This is a genomic window from Kibdelosporangium philippinense, from assembly GCF_021390435.2.
In the GTDB taxonomy this organism is placed as follows: domain Bacteria; phylum Actinomycetota; class Actinomycetes; order Mycobacteriales; family Pseudonocardiaceae; genus Kibdelosporangium; species Kibdelosporangium philippinense.
Window position 1 is genome coordinate 126,254 of sequence record NZ_JAJVCN010000005.1, and the last position, 18,315, is coordinate 144,568.

At 66.5% G+C, this 18,315-nt stretch carries 18 protein-coding genes and 1 pseudogene; 17 read left to right on the plus strand and 2 right to left on the minus strand.

Translation table 11 applies throughout. The features are described from left to right. Positions 1–77: 77 nt before the first annotated feature. The gene (locus LWC34_RS53725) at positions 78–761 is read right to left on the minus strand and encodes a hypothetical protein (RefSeq protein WP_233734376.1); all 684 of its coding nucleotides are present in this window, start codon (positions 759–761) and stop codon (positions 78–80) included. A gap of 220 nt (positions 762–981) precedes the next feature. Between LWC34_RS53725 and hrcA the strand changes: the two genes are divergently transcribed. The 3 genes from hrcA to LWC34_RS53740 all read left to right on the plus strand — a co-directional run bounded on the left by hrcA (position 982) and on the right by LWC34_RS53740 (position 3,969). Beyond that, complete coding sequence (gene hrcA, locus LWC34_RS53730) at positions 982–2,004, plus strand: heat-inducible transcriptional repressor HrcA (RefSeq protein WP_233734377.1); 1,023 nt, start codon at positions 982–984, stop codon at positions 2,002–2,004. Positions 2,005–2,074: 70 nt separating this feature from the next. After that, entirely contained in the window at positions 2,075–3,232 is a 1,158-nt protein-coding gene (gene dnaJ, locus LWC34_RS53735; protein WP_308200331.1) for a molecular chaperone DnaJ, read from the plus strand. Further along, positions 3,229–3,969, plus strand: a complete 741-nt coding sequence (locus LWC34_RS53740) for a 16S rRNA (uracil(1498)-N(3))-methyltransferase (RefSeq protein ID WP_233734379.1) — start codon at positions 3,229–3,231, stop codon at positions 3,967–3,969. The genes dnaJ and LWC34_RS53740 overlap by 4 nt, the downstream gene beginning before the upstream one ends. On the opposite strand, the gene LWC34_RS53745 is transcribed toward LWC34_RS53740, so the two are convergent. Continuing rightward, complete coding sequence (locus LWC34_RS53745) at positions 3,966–5,474, minus strand: alpha/beta fold hydrolase (protein ID WP_233734380.1); 1,509 nt, start codon at positions 5,472–5,474, stop codon at positions 3,966–3,968. The two genes, LWC34_RS53740 and LWC34_RS53745, sit on opposite strands and share 4 nt — an antisense overlap. 788 nt (positions 5,475–6,262) lie before the next feature. Here LWC34_RS53745 and LWC34_RS53750 point away from each other — a divergent pair. From LWC34_RS53750 to LWC34_RS53815, 14 genes and pseudogenes are all read left to right on the plus strand, one after another. Continuing rightward, the gene (locus LWC34_RS53750) at positions 6,263–6,613 is read left to right on the plus strand and encodes a histidine triad nucleotide-binding protein (RefSeq protein WP_233734382.1); all 351 of its coding nucleotides are present in this window, start codon (positions 6,263–6,265) and stop codon (positions 6,611–6,613) included. 172 nt (positions 6,614–6,785) lie between these two features. Next, the gene (locus tag LWC34_RS53755) at positions 6,786–7,835 is read left to right on the plus strand and encodes a PhoH family protein (RefSeq protein WP_233734384.1); all 1,050 of its coding nucleotides are present in this window, start codon (positions 6,786–6,788) and stop codon (positions 7,833–7,835) included. 13 nt (positions 7,836–7,848) lie between these two features. After that, the gene (ybeY, locus tag LWC34_RS53760) at positions 7,849–8,397 is read left to right on the plus strand and encodes an rRNA maturation RNase YbeY (protein WP_233734385.1); all 549 of its coding nucleotides are present in this window, start codon (positions 7,849–7,851) and stop codon (positions 8,395–8,397) included. Between the two features lie 14 nt (positions 8,398–8,411). After that, positions 8,412–9,725: a hemolysin family protein gene (locus tag LWC34_RS53765; RefSeq protein WP_233734387.1), complete on the plus strand. Its 1,314-nt coding sequence runs from the start codon at positions 8,412–8,414 to the stop codon at positions 9,723–9,725. Continuing rightward, positions 9,718–10,041 carry a cytidine deaminase-like protein gene (locus tag LWC34_RS53770; protein ID WP_233734389.1) on the plus strand — a complete coding sequence of 108 codons (324 nt, stop codon included), beginning with the start codon at positions 9,718–9,720 and terminating at the stop codon, positions 10,039–10,041. The genes LWC34_RS53765 and LWC34_RS53770 overlap by 8 nt, the downstream gene beginning before the upstream one ends. A 20-nt stretch (positions 10,042–10,061) precedes the next feature. After that, the gene (gene era / locus LWC34_RS53775) at positions 10,062–10,961 is read left to right on the plus strand and encodes a GTPase Era (RefSeq protein ID WP_233735006.1); all 900 of its coding nucleotides are present in this window, start codon (positions 10,062–10,064) and stop codon (positions 10,959–10,961) included. Beyond that, positions 10,961–11,413 (plus strand): RDD family protein, encoded by a 453-nt coding sequence (locus tag LWC34_RS53780; RefSeq protein WP_233734391.1) that lies wholly within the window; start codon positions 10,961–10,963, stop codon positions 11,411–11,413. The genes era and LWC34_RS53780 overlap by 1 nt, the downstream gene beginning before the upstream one ends. Next, positions 11,410–12,147 (plus strand): DNA repair protein RecO, encoded by a 738-nt coding sequence (recO, locus tag LWC34_RS53785; protein WP_233734392.1) that lies wholly within the window; start codon positions 11,410–11,412, stop codon positions 12,145–12,147. The genes LWC34_RS53780 and recO overlap by 4 nt, the downstream gene beginning before the upstream one ends. A gap of 482 nt (positions 12,148–12,629) precedes the next feature. After that, positions 12,630–12,890 (plus strand): annotated as a pseudogene (locus tag LWC34_RS53790) (phosphopantetheine-binding protein); the annotation flags it as partial. A 679-nt stretch (positions 12,891–13,569) separates the two neighbouring features. Next, positions 13,570–15,051: a Pls/PosA family non-ribosomal peptide synthetase gene (locus LWC34_RS53795; protein ID WP_233734393.1), complete on the plus strand. Its 1,482-nt coding sequence runs from the start codon at positions 13,570–13,572 to the stop codon at positions 15,049–15,051. A gap of 156 nt (positions 15,052–15,207) precedes the next feature. Next, positions 15,208–16,020: an isoprenyl transferase gene (locus LWC34_RS53800; RefSeq protein WP_233734394.1), complete on the plus strand. Its 813-nt coding sequence runs from the start codon at positions 15,208–15,210 to the stop codon at positions 16,018–16,020. Further along, positions 16,017–16,436, plus strand: a complete 420-nt coding sequence (locus tag LWC34_RS53805; protein WP_233734395.1) for a hypothetical protein — start codon at positions 16,017–16,019, stop codon at positions 16,434–16,436. The genes LWC34_RS53800 and LWC34_RS53805 overlap by 4 nt, the downstream gene beginning before the upstream one ends. Next, positions 16,433–17,464, plus strand: coding sequence for a permease (locus LWC34_RS53810; protein ID WP_233734396.1), 1,032 nt, complete (start codon positions 16,433–16,435; stop codon positions 17,462–17,464). Before LWC34_RS53805 ends, LWC34_RS53810 begins: the two co-directional genes overlap by 4 nt. Next, positions 17,461–18,198, plus strand: a complete 738-nt coding sequence (locus LWC34_RS53815) for a TIGR03943 family putative permease subunit (RefSeq protein WP_233734397.1) — start codon at positions 17,461–17,463, stop codon at positions 18,196–18,198. Before LWC34_RS53810 ends, LWC34_RS53815 begins: the two co-directional genes overlap by 4 nt. The last annotated feature ends 117 nt before the right edge of the window (positions 18,199–18,315 follow it).

Consider the following 18,315-nt stretch of genomic DNA (forward strand, 5'->3'; position numbering starts at 1 on the left):
GATGGTGGCCAGGTGATCATGACTGGGCCACCCACATCGTGGACCAGTACGGAGAGTGTTGGCATGCGGGCGGTCAGTCACCCAGCCGACCCGCGCCGCTGCTCTGTTCGTGGCCGCATCGGGATGGCCGGTGGTGACTCGTCGAACAGGGTCGGCCCGAGAGGGCTGACCAGCGCGAGTGGCGTGGATTTGCCGCCACTGCCCTCGGCAAGCTGTTCGAGGTCGACCAGCCACGCCCAGGAGATGTGGTTGTCGTCCTGGAGGGTGCCCTGACCAGCCCAGCTGCCGGTGAGACCGTCGGTCTCCGTGCCGGACCACGGCAGTAACAGTGGCTCCCGCCCGCTGAGCCACGCATAGGGTCTGCCGAACAGTGACATGTCATCGGTCGACGTGAGCAGCTCGCGGCGTAGATCGCTCACCTCGCCGAGCGAGCCGTGCGGGCCTTTGGGCGCGTTGAACTGGTAGACGCCTGCCCTGCCCACCTTGAGCAAGACGGATTGGAACGCGGCGTCGGCCTCCAGCTCGGGGATGTCGCTGTGCAACGTGTGCGCCTGCTGGAGCAGGTACTGGTGGCGATCGGTGCCGAAGCTGACGTTGTTGCCCCACTCGCCCCGGTAGTTCTTGCGTAACGGCTGCAGCTCGGCGGCCTCGGTGTGTGCTTCTTGCAGCCACCTTCGGATGCACAGCACGAAGTCGAGCAGGTCAACCGGCCGGAGCAAGGCCGCGAGCCGCTCGACGTGCGCCGGATCGTTGCCCGTCACAACACCCTCCTGCTTGAGATCCGCCAGGTTTCCAAGCCCATGCACTTGATTTTCGCACGGGATCCGGTCACCGTCCGGGACCCGGGCGAGTGGCGTGTCGCCGCCCGCGGACCGGCCTTGACCAGGCAGCCATGCACTCGACACCAACTGGTGGCGCAATCCGGCCCAGCCGCTCCGTAAACTTGAGGTGGCCAGAGGCAAGTGTCGAGTGGGGAGGGCTGTGGTGAACGCCGACGAACGTCGTTTTGAAGTGCTGCGCGCGATCGTCGCCGACTACGTGTCCAACCACGAGCCGGTGGCGTCGAAAGCCATCGTCGACCGGCACAACCTGGGCGTTTCCAGTGCGACGGTCCGCAACGACATGGCCTCGCTGGAGGAAGACGGCTACATCATGCAGCCGCACACCAGCGCGGGCCGCATCCCGACGGACAAGGGCTACCGCCTGTTCGTCGACCGGCTCTCCGAGGTCAAGCCGTTGTCCGTGCCTGAGCGCCGGGCGATCGGCATGTTCCTCGAAGGCGCGGTCGACCTCGACGACGTGCTGCGCCGCAGCGTCCGGATGCTGGCACAGCTGACCAGGCAGGTCGCCGTCGTGCAGTACCCGACGCTGACCCGCTCGACGGTCCGGCACATCGAACTCGTCCTGATCACCCCGGCACGGGTGATGCTGGTGATGATCACCGACACCGGCCGCGTCGACCAGCGGATGGTCGACCTCGGCGACGTGCTGAGCGAGGACTCGCTCGCCCGGATGCGCTCGATGATCAACGCGGGGCTGGCGGGGCAGCGGCTGACCGACGCCGCGGTCAAGGTCGCCGAGCTGGTCGAGTCCGCGCCCAACGACCTGCGGGACGTGATGATCCGGGTCGGCTCGGTGCTGGTCGAGTCGCTGGTCGAGCACCCGGAGGAGCGGCTGGTCCTCGGTGGCACGGCCAACCTGACCCGAAACGTCGCGGACTTCCCCGGTTCACTGCGCCAGGTGCTCGAAGCGCTCGAGGAACAGGTGGTCATCCTCAAGCTGCTCGCCTCGGCGCGGGACGCGGGCACACTGACAGTGCACATCGGTGGCGAGAACGAAGCCGCGGAGATGCGCAGCACGTCCGTTGTCTCGATCGGCTACGGCGGAACCGAACTACTTGGTGGAATGGGAGTCGTCGGCCCGACGCGGATGGACTACCCGGGAACTATCGCGGCGGTGCGCGCGGTTGCCAATTACGTCGGGGAGATTCTGACAGCTCGATGATCATCAACACGGCAGAGCCGGGTGCGGTGCGTAACCGCGGACCGCACTGCGGCAGGAGGACATGACGAAGGTGGCCAGGGACTACTACGGCATCCTGGGCGTTCAGCGCAATGCCGGTGCCGACGAGATCAAGCGCGCGTACCGCAAGCTCGCGCGTGAGCTGCACCCGGACGTCAATCCGGACGAAGAGGCGCAGCACAAGTTCAAAGAGGTGACGGCCGCCTACGAGGTGCTGTCCGACCCACAGAAGCGCAAGATCGTCGACATGGGCGGCGACCCGCTGGACAACGGCGGTGGCGGCGCGGGCGGCATGCGTGACCCGTTCGCCGGGTTCGGACTCGGCGACATCATGGACGCGTTCTTCGGTGCGGCCGGGGGCGCCAGCACGCGCGGACCGCGCAGCCGCGTACAACCCGGCGCGGACGCTCTGATCCGGATGCGACTGACCCTGGAGGAGTGCCTCACGGGCGTCAGCCGCGAACTGACCGTCGACACGGCCATCCTGTGCGAGCTGTGCCGTGGTTCGGGTTGTGCCGAGGGCACGTCGCCCGAGGTTTGTGAGACTTGTGGCGGGCGCGGCGAGATCCAGGCCGTGCAGCGTTCGTTCCTGGGTCAGGTCGTCACCGCACGGCCATGCCCGGTGTGCCGTGGCCTCGGTGAGGTCATCCCAGACCCGTGCCGCCAGTGTGCTGGCGACGGCCGTGTCCGTTCGCGTCGCACAATCGTGGCCAAGGTTCCGCCGGGCGTCGCGGACGGTATGCGCGTGCGGTTGTCCGGCCAGGGCGAGGTCGGTCCCGGCGGTGGTCCCGCTGGCGACCTGTACGTCGAGGTGGAGGAGCAGCCGCACTCGACCTTCGAGCGGTCCGGCGCGGATCTGCATTGCACGTTGCGCGTCCCGATGACAACGGCCGCGCTTGGTGCCGTGCTCCCGTTGGAAACCCTCGATGGTGTCGAGGAGTTGGAGCTTGAGCCCGGCACGCAGCACGGCATGGAACTCGTGATGAGCGGCCGTGGCATGCCGAAGCTGCGTCAGTCCGGCCGGGTCGACGGTCGCGGCGACCTGCATGTGCACGTGGACGTCGAGGTGCCGACGCGACTGGACGCCCGTCAGCAGGAGTTGTTGCGTGAACTGGCGACCCTGCGCGGCGAGGACGAAGGCGGCCTGGCCACCACCAACGGCAAGGGCGGCGGCTTCTTCTCGCGGATGAGGTCACACCGCACTCGATGAGTACCACTCCACCGCTTTTCCTCGTTGACACGCTCCCGAAAGGGGAGGAGTTCGTCCTCGACGGACCGGAAGGCCGTCACGCGGCAACGGTGAAACGCTTGCGCCCAGGCGAAAACCTGACAGTGTCCGATGGTGCCGGCGGGCTGGCGACATGTGTCGTCGACAGCCCGGCCGGCAAGGACTCGTTGCGGCTGCGGGTGATCGGACGATCCGACGTGCCCGCACCGCAACCGCGAGTCGTCATCGCGCAGGCATTGGTCAAGGGCGATCGAGGCGAGTTGGCGGTGGAACTGGCGACCGAAGCAGGCGCCGACGCGATCGTGCCGTGGCGCGCGTCGCGATGCGTCGCCAAATGGGAAGATGGGCCGCGCGGCGAGAAAGCCTTGGCGCGCTGGCGGAACACGGTTCGCGAAGCCGCGAAACAAGCCCGTCGCCCATGGGTTCCCGAGGTGCACGATCCCGTCGACACCAAGGGCCTGGCGAAACTCATGGATGGCGCCGCAGGGCTAGTCCTCGAAGGCTCGGCCAAGCACCAGCTCACGGAGATCTCCCTGCCACAGCAAGGAGACATCGTGGTGGTCGTCGGACCTGAAGGCGGCGTCAGCGAGGAAGAGATCGCTGTGCTGGAAAGCGTGGGCGCGCAGGCTGTCCGGCTCGGGCCGAGCGTCCTGCGCGCCTCAACGGCAGCGGCCGTGGCACTAGGCGCCATCGGCGCGCTCACCGCGCGCTGGTCTTAGCCAAACGGGTTGGCGTCGAGCTTGCAGACCTTGCCTGCCGCAGGGAACTTCCCTGCGATCAGGTACTCCCGCTTGACCTGCTCGGTGCAGGTGCTCGGGGCAAGCATGGTCGAGTGGCCGTAGCCCTCGGTCACGAAAATCCTTGCCCTGGCCAGATCCTTGGCGCCGTCGATCGCGCCGTGCAGCGGCGTCGACGGGTCGTACCGGTTGTTCAGCACCAAGATTTCCGCCGAGGTACGGCGGTTCCACGGACCGGTGTACCGATCGGTGTCCTTCGCCGACCAGAACGCGCAGCTCATCATGTCGAACACGGAAAGCCGCCCGAAGTACGGGATTCGCTGGTCCTCTGACATCGCGTACGTGCTGTAAATCGCAGTGTCGGTAGGGAAGTTGCTGTCCGAGCACTGGATCGCGTTGAACGCCTCACTCCGGTTGCTCGTGTACGGCTCGCCTGATTTCCGGGCTGCCGTGTCGCGCGCGTCGTACAAACGCTGGTACAGCTTGGCGAGATCGGGCCAGGCGCTGACGGACGCGTAATCCCACGCCATGTTCGAGATTCCGGACCACGTCCAGGTCTCCGGGCCCTCGTCGCCTTCGATGGTGATCGGCCCCAGCTTGGCGCGCTCCGCGATCGCCGCGTACTTCGCCTTCAGATCACCCCCAGAGAAAGCACACTTGGGGCCTGACTCGGCGCAGAGCTTCAGGAACTGCTCGTGCGTCTCGGCCACCCCACGGGACACGTCCTGCCTGGTGTCCAACGGAACCTTGAACCCGGAGTCACCGCGGCCGACCGCGTTGCCGGCGAAGGCCATCGACCCGTCGAACACCATCGCCCTGATCCTGTTCGGAAACAGATTGGCGTAGATCGCGCCGAGATGCGTGCCGTACGAGATGCCGTGATACGAGATCTTCTCCTCGCCGACCGCGCGCCGGAGCATGTCCAAGTCCCGCGCGGTGTTCGCGGTCGAGACATGCTTGAGGACCGGTCCAGCCTGCTGCTCGCAGCGATACGCGAGCTCCTTGGACTTCTCGTAGAACGGCGCCTCACCGGCAAGATCGACCGGCATCTCCGGGAACTCGGCGAAAAACTCCTGCTGCTCGGCAAGTGTGTCGAAACACCGGACCGCCGCGCTGTTGGCGATCCCGCGCGGATCCCACGAGACGATGTCGAAGCGAGACCTCAACTCGTCGGAGAACAACCATGGCCACTTGGCCCGTTCACGAAGCCGTTGCAGGCCACTGGCACCCGGCCCGCCGAAGTTGACGAACAACGTCCCGATCCGCTTCGCGGAGTCACCCGCGGGCAGTTTGATGACCGCGAGATCGATACGAGAACCAGACGGATTGTCATAGTCCACCGGTACCGAGACCGACGAACACTCGAACCCGTCACCACAGTCCGACCAGGTCAACGATGCCTCTTGGGCAGCGGAGACAGGTAACGCGACCGACGTGGCCAAGCTCGCCGCAAGGGCGAAACACGCCACGACACCCCCAGCAGTCATGGGCACAGGGAGGCATCCTTCCGATAGGTAGGAAATATGGAGCGAACACTCCAAGGCACTGGACGCGCGTACACTGGACGAGGTTGCCGTCCATCGGGAAAGATCAATTTTCTCGACCTGGTGGCGCACTTGGTGATGGACGGTCTACGCTCTGCCTCAAAGGCCGAGGCCTTGTGACTTGGCGCTCGAAAGGGCGCCACTTAAGCCGCCGGACACCTCCCCCCTCGGTCCGGCGGAGCTCCGCTGCGGCGGGCGTATGCCCAGCCGCAGCGGAGCGTCCAACTTCGTCACGCTTCGCGTTCCTTGTTGTTTGCCCGCTGCGTCTGGGCTTTCAGCTTCGCCGATTATTTTGGGGGGCCGAGCCCCCCAAGCCCCCCACGGTGCGGTTGGCTCTGACCCAGCGCCGGTTACTTTGCTTGAGGGCTCTCTCATCTTTCAGGGGTGGGGGTTTCGCTTGGGCTCGGCCGCCGTTCGGCGTGGGGCACTTTGCTTCGGCTGGGTCTTCTGTCTGTGGTGCTGTGGCGCTCGGTGCTTTCGCTGACCCTTCTGCCGCTGGGGCGCAGTTTGCTTGGGCTGGCGTGGTTCAGCGGTCGGTTACCTTCCGTTCCGGGGCTTGCCGCTTTTCGCTTTGATCAGGGGCTCTGCTTGCATCTCTTGTCCGTCCAGTGCAGTGGACGGTGGGTGAGATGTGCAATTCCTTCACATTTGGTTGGAAGGGGTGGACCGCAATGCTGGTGCCCACTCGATGCGGGCTTGGTGGGGTTTTCTCGGGCTATTAGTCTTCGCGCATGAACCCCGCGTGTCTGTTCTGCCGCATCATCGCTGGCGAATTGCCTTCTACCGTCGTTCATGAGACCGCTACCACGTTCGCCTTCCGGGATCTTCATCCACAGGCGAGGACACACATCCTCATCGTCCCGAGGGTGCACTTCACCGACGCGGTCGATCTGGCCAAGGGACAGCCCGAGCTGCTTACCGACATCACGCTGGCCGCGGGGGAGATCGCCGAGCAGGAGGGGCTCGCCGAGCCTGGCTACCGGCTCGTGTTCAACACCGGGCGGGACGCTGGCCAGACCGTTTTCCATGTCCACATGCACCTGCTCGGTGGTGAACAGTTGGGTCACTTCGGGGCCCCGTGAGCAGGTATTCGCTGCGACTTGTCGGCGCGTCCGGCTAGCATCGTGGTGACAGCTTCGAACGACTAGCAGGGCGCGTCAGCGCAGAAAGCAGGCCAGAGGCCTCGTGGCCGGTACCGCACCGGGTGGAGCCGCCCGATCATCCGAGAATCCCCTCAACGGGAAGAACGGCTCGGTGGACCAGTCGCAGTCCACCCTCTCGTCAGACCAGACCGGTCATGCGGCGCAATCCAGGTTCTCCGTGCCCGAATCGGCGCTGTTGTCGCTGCTCGGCTCGCGCGATGAGAATCTCCGTGTCGTCGAGGAACTCGTTACCGCGGACGTGCATGTCCGCGGCAACGAGGTCACGTTGTCGGGCACACCGGCCGACGTGGCGTTCGCTGAGCGGGTCTTCGCCGAACTGGCCACCCTCGCGGGCAGCGGGCAGCCGCTGACCGCGGACGCCGTCCGGCGCAGCGTCGCGATGCTTTCGGCAGGCACAGCCGAATCTCCTGCCGAGGTGCTCAGCCTGGACATCCTGTCCCGGCGTGGCCGCACCATCCGGCCGAAGACGCTGAACCAGAAGCACTACGTCGACGCGATCGACAAGCACACCGTCGTGTTCGGCATCGGCCCGGCCGGTACCGGCAAGACGTACTTGGCGATGGCGAAGGCCGTGCAGGCGTTGCAAGCCAAGCAGGTCAACCGGATCATCCTGACCCGGCCTGCGGTCGAGGCGGGTGAGCGGCTTGGCTACCTGCCCGGCACGCTCTACGAGAAGATCGACCCGTACCTGCGTCCGCTGTACGACGCGCTGCACGACATGGTCGACCCCGAGTCGATCCCTCGGCTGACCCAGGCGGGCACGATCGAGGTCGCCCCGCTGGCGTACATGCGTGGCCGCACGCTCAACGACGCGTTCATCATCCTCGACGAGGCGCAGAACACCACGCCGGAACAGATGAAGATGTTCCTGACCAGGCTGGGGTTCTCGTCCAAGATCGTGGTCACCGGTGACGTCACCCAGGTCGACCTGCCGGGTGGGCAGCGTTCCGGCCTCAAGGTCGTCCGGGAGATCCTCGACGGCGTCGAAGATGTCCACTTCTCCATCCTGACCAGTGCGGACGTCGTCCGGCACAAGCTGGTCGCGGACATCGTGGACGCGTACGAGCGCTGGCAGGCGACCGAGGACGAGACCGAGATCCGCAAGCCACGCACCGGGAGTGACCACCGCCGTGGTCGATGAGGGTTAAGCACACGTGAGTATCGAAATCGCAAACGAATCCGGTGTGGCGGTCGACGACGCGACGATCGTCGCCGCCGCCCGGTTCGCCCTTGACCGGATGGGCGTCAGCAGGCTCGCCGAGCTGTCGATCATGCTCGTCGACCTCGACGTCATGGCCGACCTGCACGAGCGCTGGATGGAACTGCCCGGTCCGACCGACGTGATGGCGTTCCCGCAGGACGAGCTGGACTCGGTGCGCCGCCCGGACGCCTCCGAGGCGGGCCCGGCGCTGCTGGGCGACATCGTGCTGTGCCCGGCGTTCGCCAAGGACCAGGCCCGCAAAGCCGGCCACAGCCTGCTGGACGAGCTGCACCTGCTGACCGTGCACGGCTGCCTGCACCTGCTCGGCTACGACCACGCCGAGCCCGCTGAGGAACGCGAGATGTTCTCGCTGCAGAACCGGATCCTCGCGGACTTCCGGGTGGCGAGGGCCGAGGCAAGACGGCTGGCAGTCCAGCGTTCCGCCGACGACAAGGTGCTCGGTGCGGTGGGACTGGACGAGCCCAAACGCCCCAATAACTGAATCGAGGCCCCGCGGTGACGTCGAACTCCGCCACCTTGCTGGTAGTCGCGGTGTTGCTGGTGCTGTTCGCGGGACTGTTCGCCGCGGCCGACGCGGCGTTGAGCGCGGTGTCACGGGCGCGCGTGGAAGGCCTGGCCAGGGCTGGCCGGGCTGGGGCGAAACAGCTGCTGTACGTCGTGGCCGACCGGCCCCGGCACGTGAACCTGTTGTTGCTGCTGCGGTTGACGTGCGAGCTCGTGGCCACAGTGCTGTTCACGGTGGCGTGCCTGAACTTGATTCAGCCGGACGGCTTGGCTGTCCTGATCGCCGGTGTCGGCATGGTTGTCGTGTCGTACGTGTTGGTCGGCGTCGGACCGAGGACTCTTGGCCGTCAGCACCCGTACGCGGTCGGCCTCGTGGCTGCCGCGCCTGTCCGCGCGCTTGGTTTGGTGCTCGGGCCGTTGAGTCGCCTGCTCATCGTCATCGGTAACGCGATCACGCCGGGCCGTGGCTTCCGCGAGGGCCCGTTCTCGTCCGAAGTGGAGCTTCGGGAACTGGTTGACCTGGCGCAGGAACGCGGCGTGGTCGACGAGGACGAGCGGGAGATGATCCACTCGGTCTTCGAGCTGCGGGCGACTATCGCGCGTGAGGTCATGGTGCCTCGTACCGAGATCATCTGGATCGAGCAGGCCAAATCCGTGAGGCAAGCGCTTGCGCTGTCGCTGCGCACCGGGTTCACGCGGCTGCCGGTGATCGGCGAGAGCGTCGACGACATCGTCGGCGTGGTGAACCTCAAAGACCTGGTGCAGGGCGGCTTGGAAGGCGACTCGGCGCGCCCGGTGCAGGACCTGATGCGGTCAGCCGAGTTCGTCCCGGACACCAAACGCCTTGACGACCTGCTCAAAGAGATGCAGCTGTCGCGTAACCACATGGCGATCGCGGTCGACGAATACGGCGGCACCGCGGGCCTGCTGACCATCGAGGACATCATCGAGGAGATCGTCGGCGAGATCACCGACGAATCGGACACCGACGACCGCCCGCCGATCGAGCACCTCGAAGACGGCGCCGTACGCGTCAGCGCGCGGTTGCCCGTCGAAGACCTCGGCGAGTTGTTCGGCGCGGAGTTCGACGACCTTGACGTGGAGACCGTCGGCGGCCTGCTGGCGCAAAGCCTCGGCCGCGTGCCGCTGCCCGGCGCCGAAGCCGAGGTCGCGGGGCTGCGGATGCGGGCAGAGGGCGGTAAGGACAATCGTGGCCGGATGCGCATCACGACCGTCGTGGTCTGCCGTGCGGCCAAGTCGCTTGACGAGGTACCGGTGAAGGAAGGGAGCGGCGAGCGTGGCTGAGCTCGACCCGGAGGACAGCAAGATCATCACGCTGGCGCGGTCGGCGCGGGCTCGGACAGGCGCGGCCGAAGGCGCGGCAGTGCGCGACACCATGGGCCGGACGTACTCCGCGTGCACGGTCGCGCTGCCGTCGTTGAAGCTCACGGCCCTGCAGGCTGCTGTTGCGGCCGCCGTAGCCAGTGGCGCAGACGGTCTCGAGGCGGCCGCCGTCGTGACGGACGCGGACTCGGTGGACGCCGAGTCGCTCGCGGCCGTGCACGATATGACGCCCACGGCGCCCGTCTTGCGTGCCAATGCCAAGGGTGAGCTGCCGTAAGCGACAATGGGCCGGTGAACATTCCCGACGGCCACCGGTCAGGTTTCGCGTGCTTCGTGGGTCGCCCGAACGCGGGCAAGTCCACACTGACCAACGCGCTGGTCGGTACCAAGGTCGCGATCACGTCGAGCAAGCCGCAGACCACGAGGCACGCCATCCGTGGCATCGTGCACCGGCCGGACGCCCAGCTGGTCATTGTGGACACACCCGGCCTGCACCGGCCCCGCACCCTGCTCGGCCAGCGGCTCAACGACATCGTCATGTCGACGTGGTCCGAAGTGGACGTCATCGGCTTCTGCCTGCCAGCCGACCAGAAGATCGGGCCGGGTGACCGGTTCATCGCACAGCAGCTGGCGAAGGTGTCCAAGCGGACGCCGGTGATCGGCGTGATTACCAAGACCGACCTCACGACGCCGGCCCAGATCGCCGAACAGCTGGTGGCCGCGCAGTCCCTGATGGAGTTCGCCGAGTTCATCCCGGTGTCGGCTGTGAACGGTTTCCAGGTCGAGCAGCTCAGCGACGTGCTGGTGGCGAAGCTGCCGGACGGCCCGCCGCTGTACCCCGAGGGCGAGCTGACCGACGAGCCCGAGGTGACCCTGGTCGCCGAACTCGTCCGCGAGGCCGCGCTGGAGGGCGTGCGCGACGAGCTGCCGCACTCGATCGCCGTGGTGGTCGAGGAGATGAAGTTCCGTGAAGGCCGCGACGACCTGATCGACGTGTACGCGGAGCTGTTCGTGGAGCGCCCGAGCCAGAAGGGCATCATCCTGGGGCACAAGGGCGAGCGGCTCAAGAAGGTCGGCACGGCCGCGCGAACCCAGATCGAGGCGCTGCTCGGCGCCAAGGTGTACCTTGACCTGCACGTGAAGGTCGCCAAGGACTGGCAGCGTGACCCGAAACAGTTGCGGCGGCTGGGTTTCTGATGCTCGGCAGGCACCGCAAGGACGTGCGGACGGCGGAGGTCGGTGACGGCGAGGTTCCGTTAGCCACGCTCGGCGGCCGGATCGTCGCGCGCCTTGCCGATTTCCTGATCCTGGTGGTCCCGATCTACGTCGTGCTCGGCTTCGTGCTGCCGGACGACACAGGGACCGTGATCTTGATTGCCCTGCTCGGAATGGTCGTCTACGACACGTTGTCGGCCGCGCGGAACGGGACGACGCCGGGCAAGCGGATGGCGCGGATCAAGATCGTCCGTGTCGACACCGGCGCCCCGCCAGGATTTCTGCGCGCGTTCGCCCGCGGTCTTCTTGCGCTGCCGCTGAGTGTGATGCCCGCGCTGACCGCGTTGTTCGACGAACGGACGCATCGAGGCGGACATGACCGGGTGGCGGGCACCATCGTGATCGCCGACCTAGGTGCGATAATCGGCGAGTGACCCTGTACCGCGACACCGGCGTTGTGCTGCGGGTGCAGAAGCTCGGTGAAGCCGACCGGATCATCACGCTGATCACCCGTCGGCACGGGAAGCTGCGCGCGGTGGCCAAAGGCATCCGCCGGACAAGCTCGCGGTTCGGCGCACGCCTCGAACCGTTCTGCCATGTCGACGTGCAGTGCTACACCGGGCGAACCCTCGACGTGATCACCCAGGTCGAGACGATCGACGCCTTCGCGCCACGCCTGGTCGACGACTACCAGCGCTACACAGCGGGGTGTGCGGTCCTTGAGACAGCGGAGCGCCTCTCGGCCGAAGAAGGCGAGCCCGTGATGCGGCTCTACATGCTGGTCGCGGGCTGCTTACGGGCTCTGTCGGCTGGCGAGCGTGACCCGTCGCTGCTGCTCGACGCCTTCCTGATGCGCGCGATGGCCTTCGCGGGCTGGGCGCCAGCGGTGTTCGAATGCGCGAAATGCGGCACACCTGGCCCGCATCAGTCGTTCAGCGTGCCCGCGGGCGGCGCGGTGTGTCCCGTGTGTCGTCCACCTGGTTCCGCCAGCCCGGCTCAGGACACGTTTGTGCTGATGGACGCCCTCATGCACGGCGTGTGGGACACCGCGGACCAGTCGACATCGTCGGCCCGTCGTGAGGCCAGCGGCCTTGTCGCCGCCCACCTGCAATGGCACCTTGAACGCCAGTTGCGTTCCCTTCCCCTGGTCGAGCGTAAATCTCACTGACGCAACTTCCCGCGCGCCCGTTCGTCTTTATCAGTGGGATTTCCACAGGTGAGGTTTTTAAAGGGGTAGTAATGAACGGGCGAACGCTGGTCGACATTCTTACGGCGACGACCCTGGCTTTTCCGGATGCTCCGGCCCTGGCGGACGAGAACGTTTGCCTGACCTACCGTGAACTATCCGACCAGGTGCACGTGCTTGTGGACCGGTTGGCGGCAGCTGGAGTGACAGTGGGGGACCGCGTCGGTATCCGCATTCCCTCCGGAACCTGCGACCTTTACCTTGGCATCCTGGCGGCATTGTCCGCACTGCCCAGCGTTTCAGCTGCTGCGTGTGCCGTGCACAAGACCGCGACCGGCGCACCGGTGCTTGTTGGCTACGTCGTGCCAACCGACACGTTCGACGAGGCGTACGCCCGCGAGATCCTGACCCGTCAGTTGCCTGCGGGTTTGGTGCCACGCCTGGTCGAATTGCCTGCGCTGCCCATGAAAACCTCCGGCAAGGTCGATCGCGGCGCGCTCCCATGGCCACTGAATACGGCTGTTGAGCCGTTCCAGACGCCGACCGAGGAATGGCTCGGTTCGCAGTGGGCTCTCGTGCTGGGTGTCCAGGCCGGGCGCAGCGACCATTTCTTCGCCCTCGGTGGTGGCAGCCTGGCCGCGGCCCGCCTGGTTTCCTTGGTACGCAAGCGTTTCCCCACAGTCTCGGTGCCCGATGTGTACCAGCGCCCGGATTTGCCCGAGATGGCCGCGTGGCTCGACAGCCTGCACGTGGACGAGCCCGCGGAACGCACGGTCCTGCCAACCCCGCGGCACGCCGGGATGGTGCAGGCGGCCGTGCAGTTCGTGCTGTTCACCGTGACCGGCGTGAAATGGGTGCTCGCGCTGATGATCCTCAACGACCTGATCGACCTGGTGGACCCGGACCCGTGGGCGCCGGAGACATCGTGGTGGATCGTGCTCGGCATCTGGATCGCGCTGGTGAGCCCCATCGGCCGCCTTGGCATCGTTTACGCCGGGACCCGTCTACTGCGCCGTGGCATCACCCCGGGCGAACATCCGCGCGGCGGCCGCGTGCACCTGCGGTTGTGGACACTCGAACGGATCGCGGTCACCTTCGGCATGTCCGGCTTCACCGGAACCCATTGGGCGTCTAGGTACGCCCGAGTCCTTGGCAGCACGGTCGGCGAGGGCGTCATCCTGCACTCGATGCCGCCGGTAACCGGGCTAGCCGTCTTCGGTGACCGCAGCACAGTAGAACCCGAAGTCGACCTCGCAGGCTGGTGGCTCGACGGCGACGTATTGCACGTAGGCGCCATCCATATCGGCGCGGACGCACGTATCGGCGCCCGCAGCACGGTGGCTGCCGGGAGCACGAATCGGCGACGGCGCGGAGATCCTGCCGGGCTCGTGCGTCACCACAACAGTGCCAGCCGGTCGCCGCTACGCCGGGACGCCCTTGCACGACGTCGGCGTGGCAGGGGAGGACTGGCCAGCGCCACGAAGCGACCGTGCTCGCCGATGGAACCTCGTGTACACGGCGTCGCTGATCGGCCTCGCAGCATTGCCCGTAATGATGTCCATTCCGTGGATGCTGCTTGCTTACTACGTGATCCAAGACGACGACACGTTGAGCGCGGCCGTGACACACCTGCTGCTTGTCGTTCCAATTGCGACTGTGGGCGCTGTGCTCATGTATGCCTCAGTTGTCGTGTTGTTGGTGCGACTCGCCGGGTTGGGCATCGCCGATGGTATGTACCCAGCGCGAGGACGCGTGGCCTGGTGCGTGTGGCTCACAGACAGGCTCGTCCGTAGCTCCCGCGTCAACCTGTTCCCGTTGTATGCCAGCCTCGCCACCCCAACCTGGTTGCGCGCGCTCGGCGCACACATCGGCCGTAACGTAGAAGCCTCCACAGTGGTCACATTGCCCCGCCTGACCCGGGTCAACGACGGCAGTTTCCTCGCCGACGACGGCCTACTGGCGCCATTCGAATCCCACGGAGGCTGGCTGCGCCTCGGCCATGTACAGGTCGGCGAACGCGCTTTCCTTGGTAACTCAGGCATCCTCGGCCCAGGCCGTACCGTCCCTGACCGCGCGTTGGTCGGCGTGCTCTCCTCCGCACCGGACGTCGCATGCCCAGGCTCATCCTGGCTAGGACGCCCAGCAATCGAGTTGCCCAGAGTTGCAGAAACCGGCGATACAGCGCGCACATTCGAACCCCCACGCCGCCTCATACTCGCCCGCGCGGCCGTCGAATCGTGCCGCGTGGTGCCCATCGTGCTCAGCGCTTTGCTGGGAGCGATGGCGCTGGCCGTGCTCGACGAAATCGACTTCGACCTCGGCCTAGGTATGACCCTGGCGGTCAGCGGTGTGGTGCTCGCTTTCGTCGGCGTGCTCGCCTGCGCGGTGACCACTGTGGCCAAATGGCTGCTCGTCGGCCGATTCCGGCCCGGACAACACCCGCTCTGGAGCTCGTTCGTGTGGCGCAACGAGTTGTTCGACTGCTTCGTGGAACTGCTCGCCGTGCAATGGTTCGTACGCAGCTCCCCAGGCACACCATGGCTGAACACCTGGCTACGCAGCCTCGGCGCCAGGATCGGCCGAGGCGTGTGGATAGAGACGCACTGGCTCCCCGAGAGCGACCTCGTGCACGTGGACGCCGGTGCATCGGTGAACCGAGGCTGCGTACTGCAGACGCACCTGTTCCACGACCGGCTGATGCGCCTGGACCACGTCCGGATCGCCGGCGGAGCCACCCTCGGCCCGAACAGTATCGCCCTGCCAGGGTCGACGGTCGGCACCGCGACCACCGTCGGCCCGGTGTCGCTCGTGATGCGCGGCGAAGACCTGCCCGGTCGAAGCCGGTGGCTCGGCAATCCGGTCCGATCCTGGGAGCAAGAGCCCTGATCGATGCACGAATGGCGATATCTTCACCGGGCATTTGTTGGCGGCGAGATCCCGCCATCACGGCCGGCCCGGTCTGCCCGACCGGTCCGTCCGGCGGGTGGCTATGGGTGAGTACCTTGTTGGTGCCCGTGTTCGCATCTTTAAGGAGCAGTTTCGTTGCTTCGCCGACGCCGTGATCGCGAGCGGCCCGAGTTTCGCCAGCCGGACCCGCACCCGTCCGGCGCCAAGCCGCCCGTGCTCGACCAGGTCCCCGCGCACGTCGCCGTCGTCATGGACGGCAATGGGCGCTGGGCAAACCAGCGTGGCCTGCCGCGTACCGAAGGCCACAAGCGCGGCGAGGAAGTCGTGCTCGACGTGGTCAAAGGCTGTATCGAGATCGGCGTGAAGTGGCTGTCGGTCTACGCCTTCTCCACCGAGAACTGGAAGCGCAGCCCCGACGAGGTCCGCTTCCTGATGAACTTCAACCGTGACGTCATCCACCGCCGGGTCGACGAACTCGACGCACTGGGTGTGCACGTCCGCTGGGCAGGCAGGCTGCCCAAGTTGTGGCGCAGCGTGGTCAACGAGCTCAAGATCGCCGACGAGCGCACCAAGGACAACGATGTGCTCAACCTGACCATGTGCGTCAACTACGGCGGCCGCGCGGAGATCGCCGACGCCACCAAGCAGATCGCCAAACTCGTCGCCGAGGGCAAGCTCAACCCCGACCGGATCGACGAGCGGACCATCGCCAAGTACATGTACCAGCCCGAAATGCCGGACGTGGACCTGTTCATCCGGCCCTCGGGGGAGCAGCGCACGTCGAACTTCATGCTCTGGCAGTCCGCGTACGCCGAGATGGTCTTCCAGGACATCCTGTGGCCCGACTTCGACCGCCGTGACCTGTGGCGCGCGTGCGAGGCCTTCGCCAACCGCGACCGTCGGTTCGGTGGCGCCATCGATGCCGCCGCTGCCAAGGAGACGACGTGACCAGCGAAGCCGCGCGAACGGCCGCACTGCTGAGCAACGCGAAGGCAGCGCTGGAGCTCTACCACGACATTTTCGTCGACGACGACGGCACGCTGACCTTCCGGCACGGTGACGTGCCGTGTGCCGTGCAGGCGATGCAGTTGGCCGAAGGGCTCAACGTGCTGAGCGTCCAGTGCGTCGTGGCATGGGACCTGCCGGACTCGCCGGAGATCAGCGCGTCGGTCGCGGACCGTGGCGGAGAGGCTCTGTTCGGTACACCCGCGGTCGTGCACACTGATCAAGGCATCGACGTGACCCTGCGCTACACGTTTCCTGCGGAGGGTCTTGACGTCAACGCGTTGGGCACGTTGTTCATGCTGGTCGTGTCCGGCGCGTCCCAGTTCAGGGCTGACCTAGTGGCGGGATCGCAACGGTGACAACAGTCGCGGCCGACGAAGGCACGCAACCGCATCACGAGCACAAACCCCGGCGGCGGCTGCCGATCGGGTCACTGGAGATCCTCTGCGTCCTGCTTGTGGTCGCGGTGGTGTTCCAGGACTCGCTGGCGAGCCTGCTCAGCTCCGAGGAGATCCGCACCGGAGCGACGAAGTTCGTCGCGGTATGCGCGCAAGCGATCCCGTTCCTGGTGCTTGGCGTGCTCATCAGTGGCGCGATCGCCGCCTTCGTCCCCGCGAGTGTGCTGCGCAAAGTACTGCCGAAAAAGGAATCCCTGGCGGTGCCAGTCGCCGGTGTCGCCGGAGTCGCGCTGCCAGGTTGCGAATGCGCGTCTGTGCCCGTGTCGCGGCGACTGATCCAGCAAGGCGTGGCCCCGTCGGTCGCGCTTGCGTTCCTGCTCGCCGCGCCTGCGGTCAACCCGATCGTCCTGGTCGCCACTGCGGTGGCGTTCCCAGGCAGCCCGGAGATGGTGCTCGCGCGGTTCCTCGGATCGCTGGCGACCGCGATCGCGATGGGTTGGCTGTGGGCACGCTTCGGCAAGCTTGAGTGGATGGCCGAGCGGGCATTGCGGCGCCTGCCCGACGATGACGGAAAATCCAAGTGGCTCAGGTTCGTCGAGACGGCCAGGCACGACCTGGTGGACTCCGGCGGATTCCTGGTGATCGGCGGCCTGACGGCGGCAGTGCTCAGCGTGGCGGTGCCCGCCTCGTGGCTGGAGAGCCTCAGCGGCCAGATCATCCTCGGCGTCATCGTGATGGCGCTGCTCGCGGTGATCCTCGCGATCTGCAGTGAAGCCGACGCCTTCGTGGCCGCGTCACTGTCGATGCTGCCGCTGTTGCCGCGACTGGTGTTCCTCGTCGTCGGCCCGGCGGTGGACGTGAAGCTGATCGCCTTGCAAGCGGGCACGTTCGGCAAGAAGTTCGCGTTCCGGTTCGCCCCGATGACATTCCTTGTGGCGATTGTCTGCGGAGTGGCGGCGGGACTTCTGGTGCTCGGGGGTGTGCGGTGAAGCGTGAAACGCAGAACATCCTGCTCGTGCTGCTCGGCGGCGCGTTGCTGAAGATCGCCTTGAACGGCACGTACCTGCGCTACGTCAAGCCGGGACAGCAGGCCTGGCTGATCGCGGCAGGCGGCGTGATGGTGATTCTCGCCTTCGTGTCGATCACCCGCGACATCATCGCGGCACGGCGACCGGAGCAGGTCGTGGCCGAAGTCCCCGACCATGGCCACAGCCACGGCGGGTTCCAGTCACACAGCACGTGGCTGCTGATCCTGCCCGTCCTCGCGGTCTTCCTGGCGCCACCGGCGCTTGGCGAGGACGCCGTGAACCGCGCGGCAGGCCGAACCCCGCCCCCGCCGTCCTCCAGCGATGAATTCAGCTTCCCGGCGCTGCCCGCGGGTGACCCGATCGACCAGCGCGTAATGGACTTCGTCGAACGCGCGGCATGGGACAAATCCGGCTCGTTGAACGACCGCAACGTTCGGTTGACCGGATTCATCGTCCACAACGAGAACTCCACCTACCTGGCCCGCCTGGCCATCGGCTGCTGCGCGGCCGACGCGTACCCGGTGAAGGTGAAACTCGACAACCCCGAAGCGAAGGGGTTCGTCAGTGACACGTGGGTGCAGGCGGTTGTGCGGTATCAGCCGGGTTCGTCCACGAAGGAATCCCGGCACGTGCCGACGGTGACGCTGACGGACATCCAGTCGATCCCAGAGCCGCCGGACCCGTACGAGTACTGAGCAACCCGCCCGGCGACGAGATGTCGTCGCCGGGCGGGTTGACCACGCTGGAAGCCTCAGTTGAGGGCGAAGCCCAGCCGCGTCCTCAATTCGGCGCCATGGCGTCCGGGCATCGCC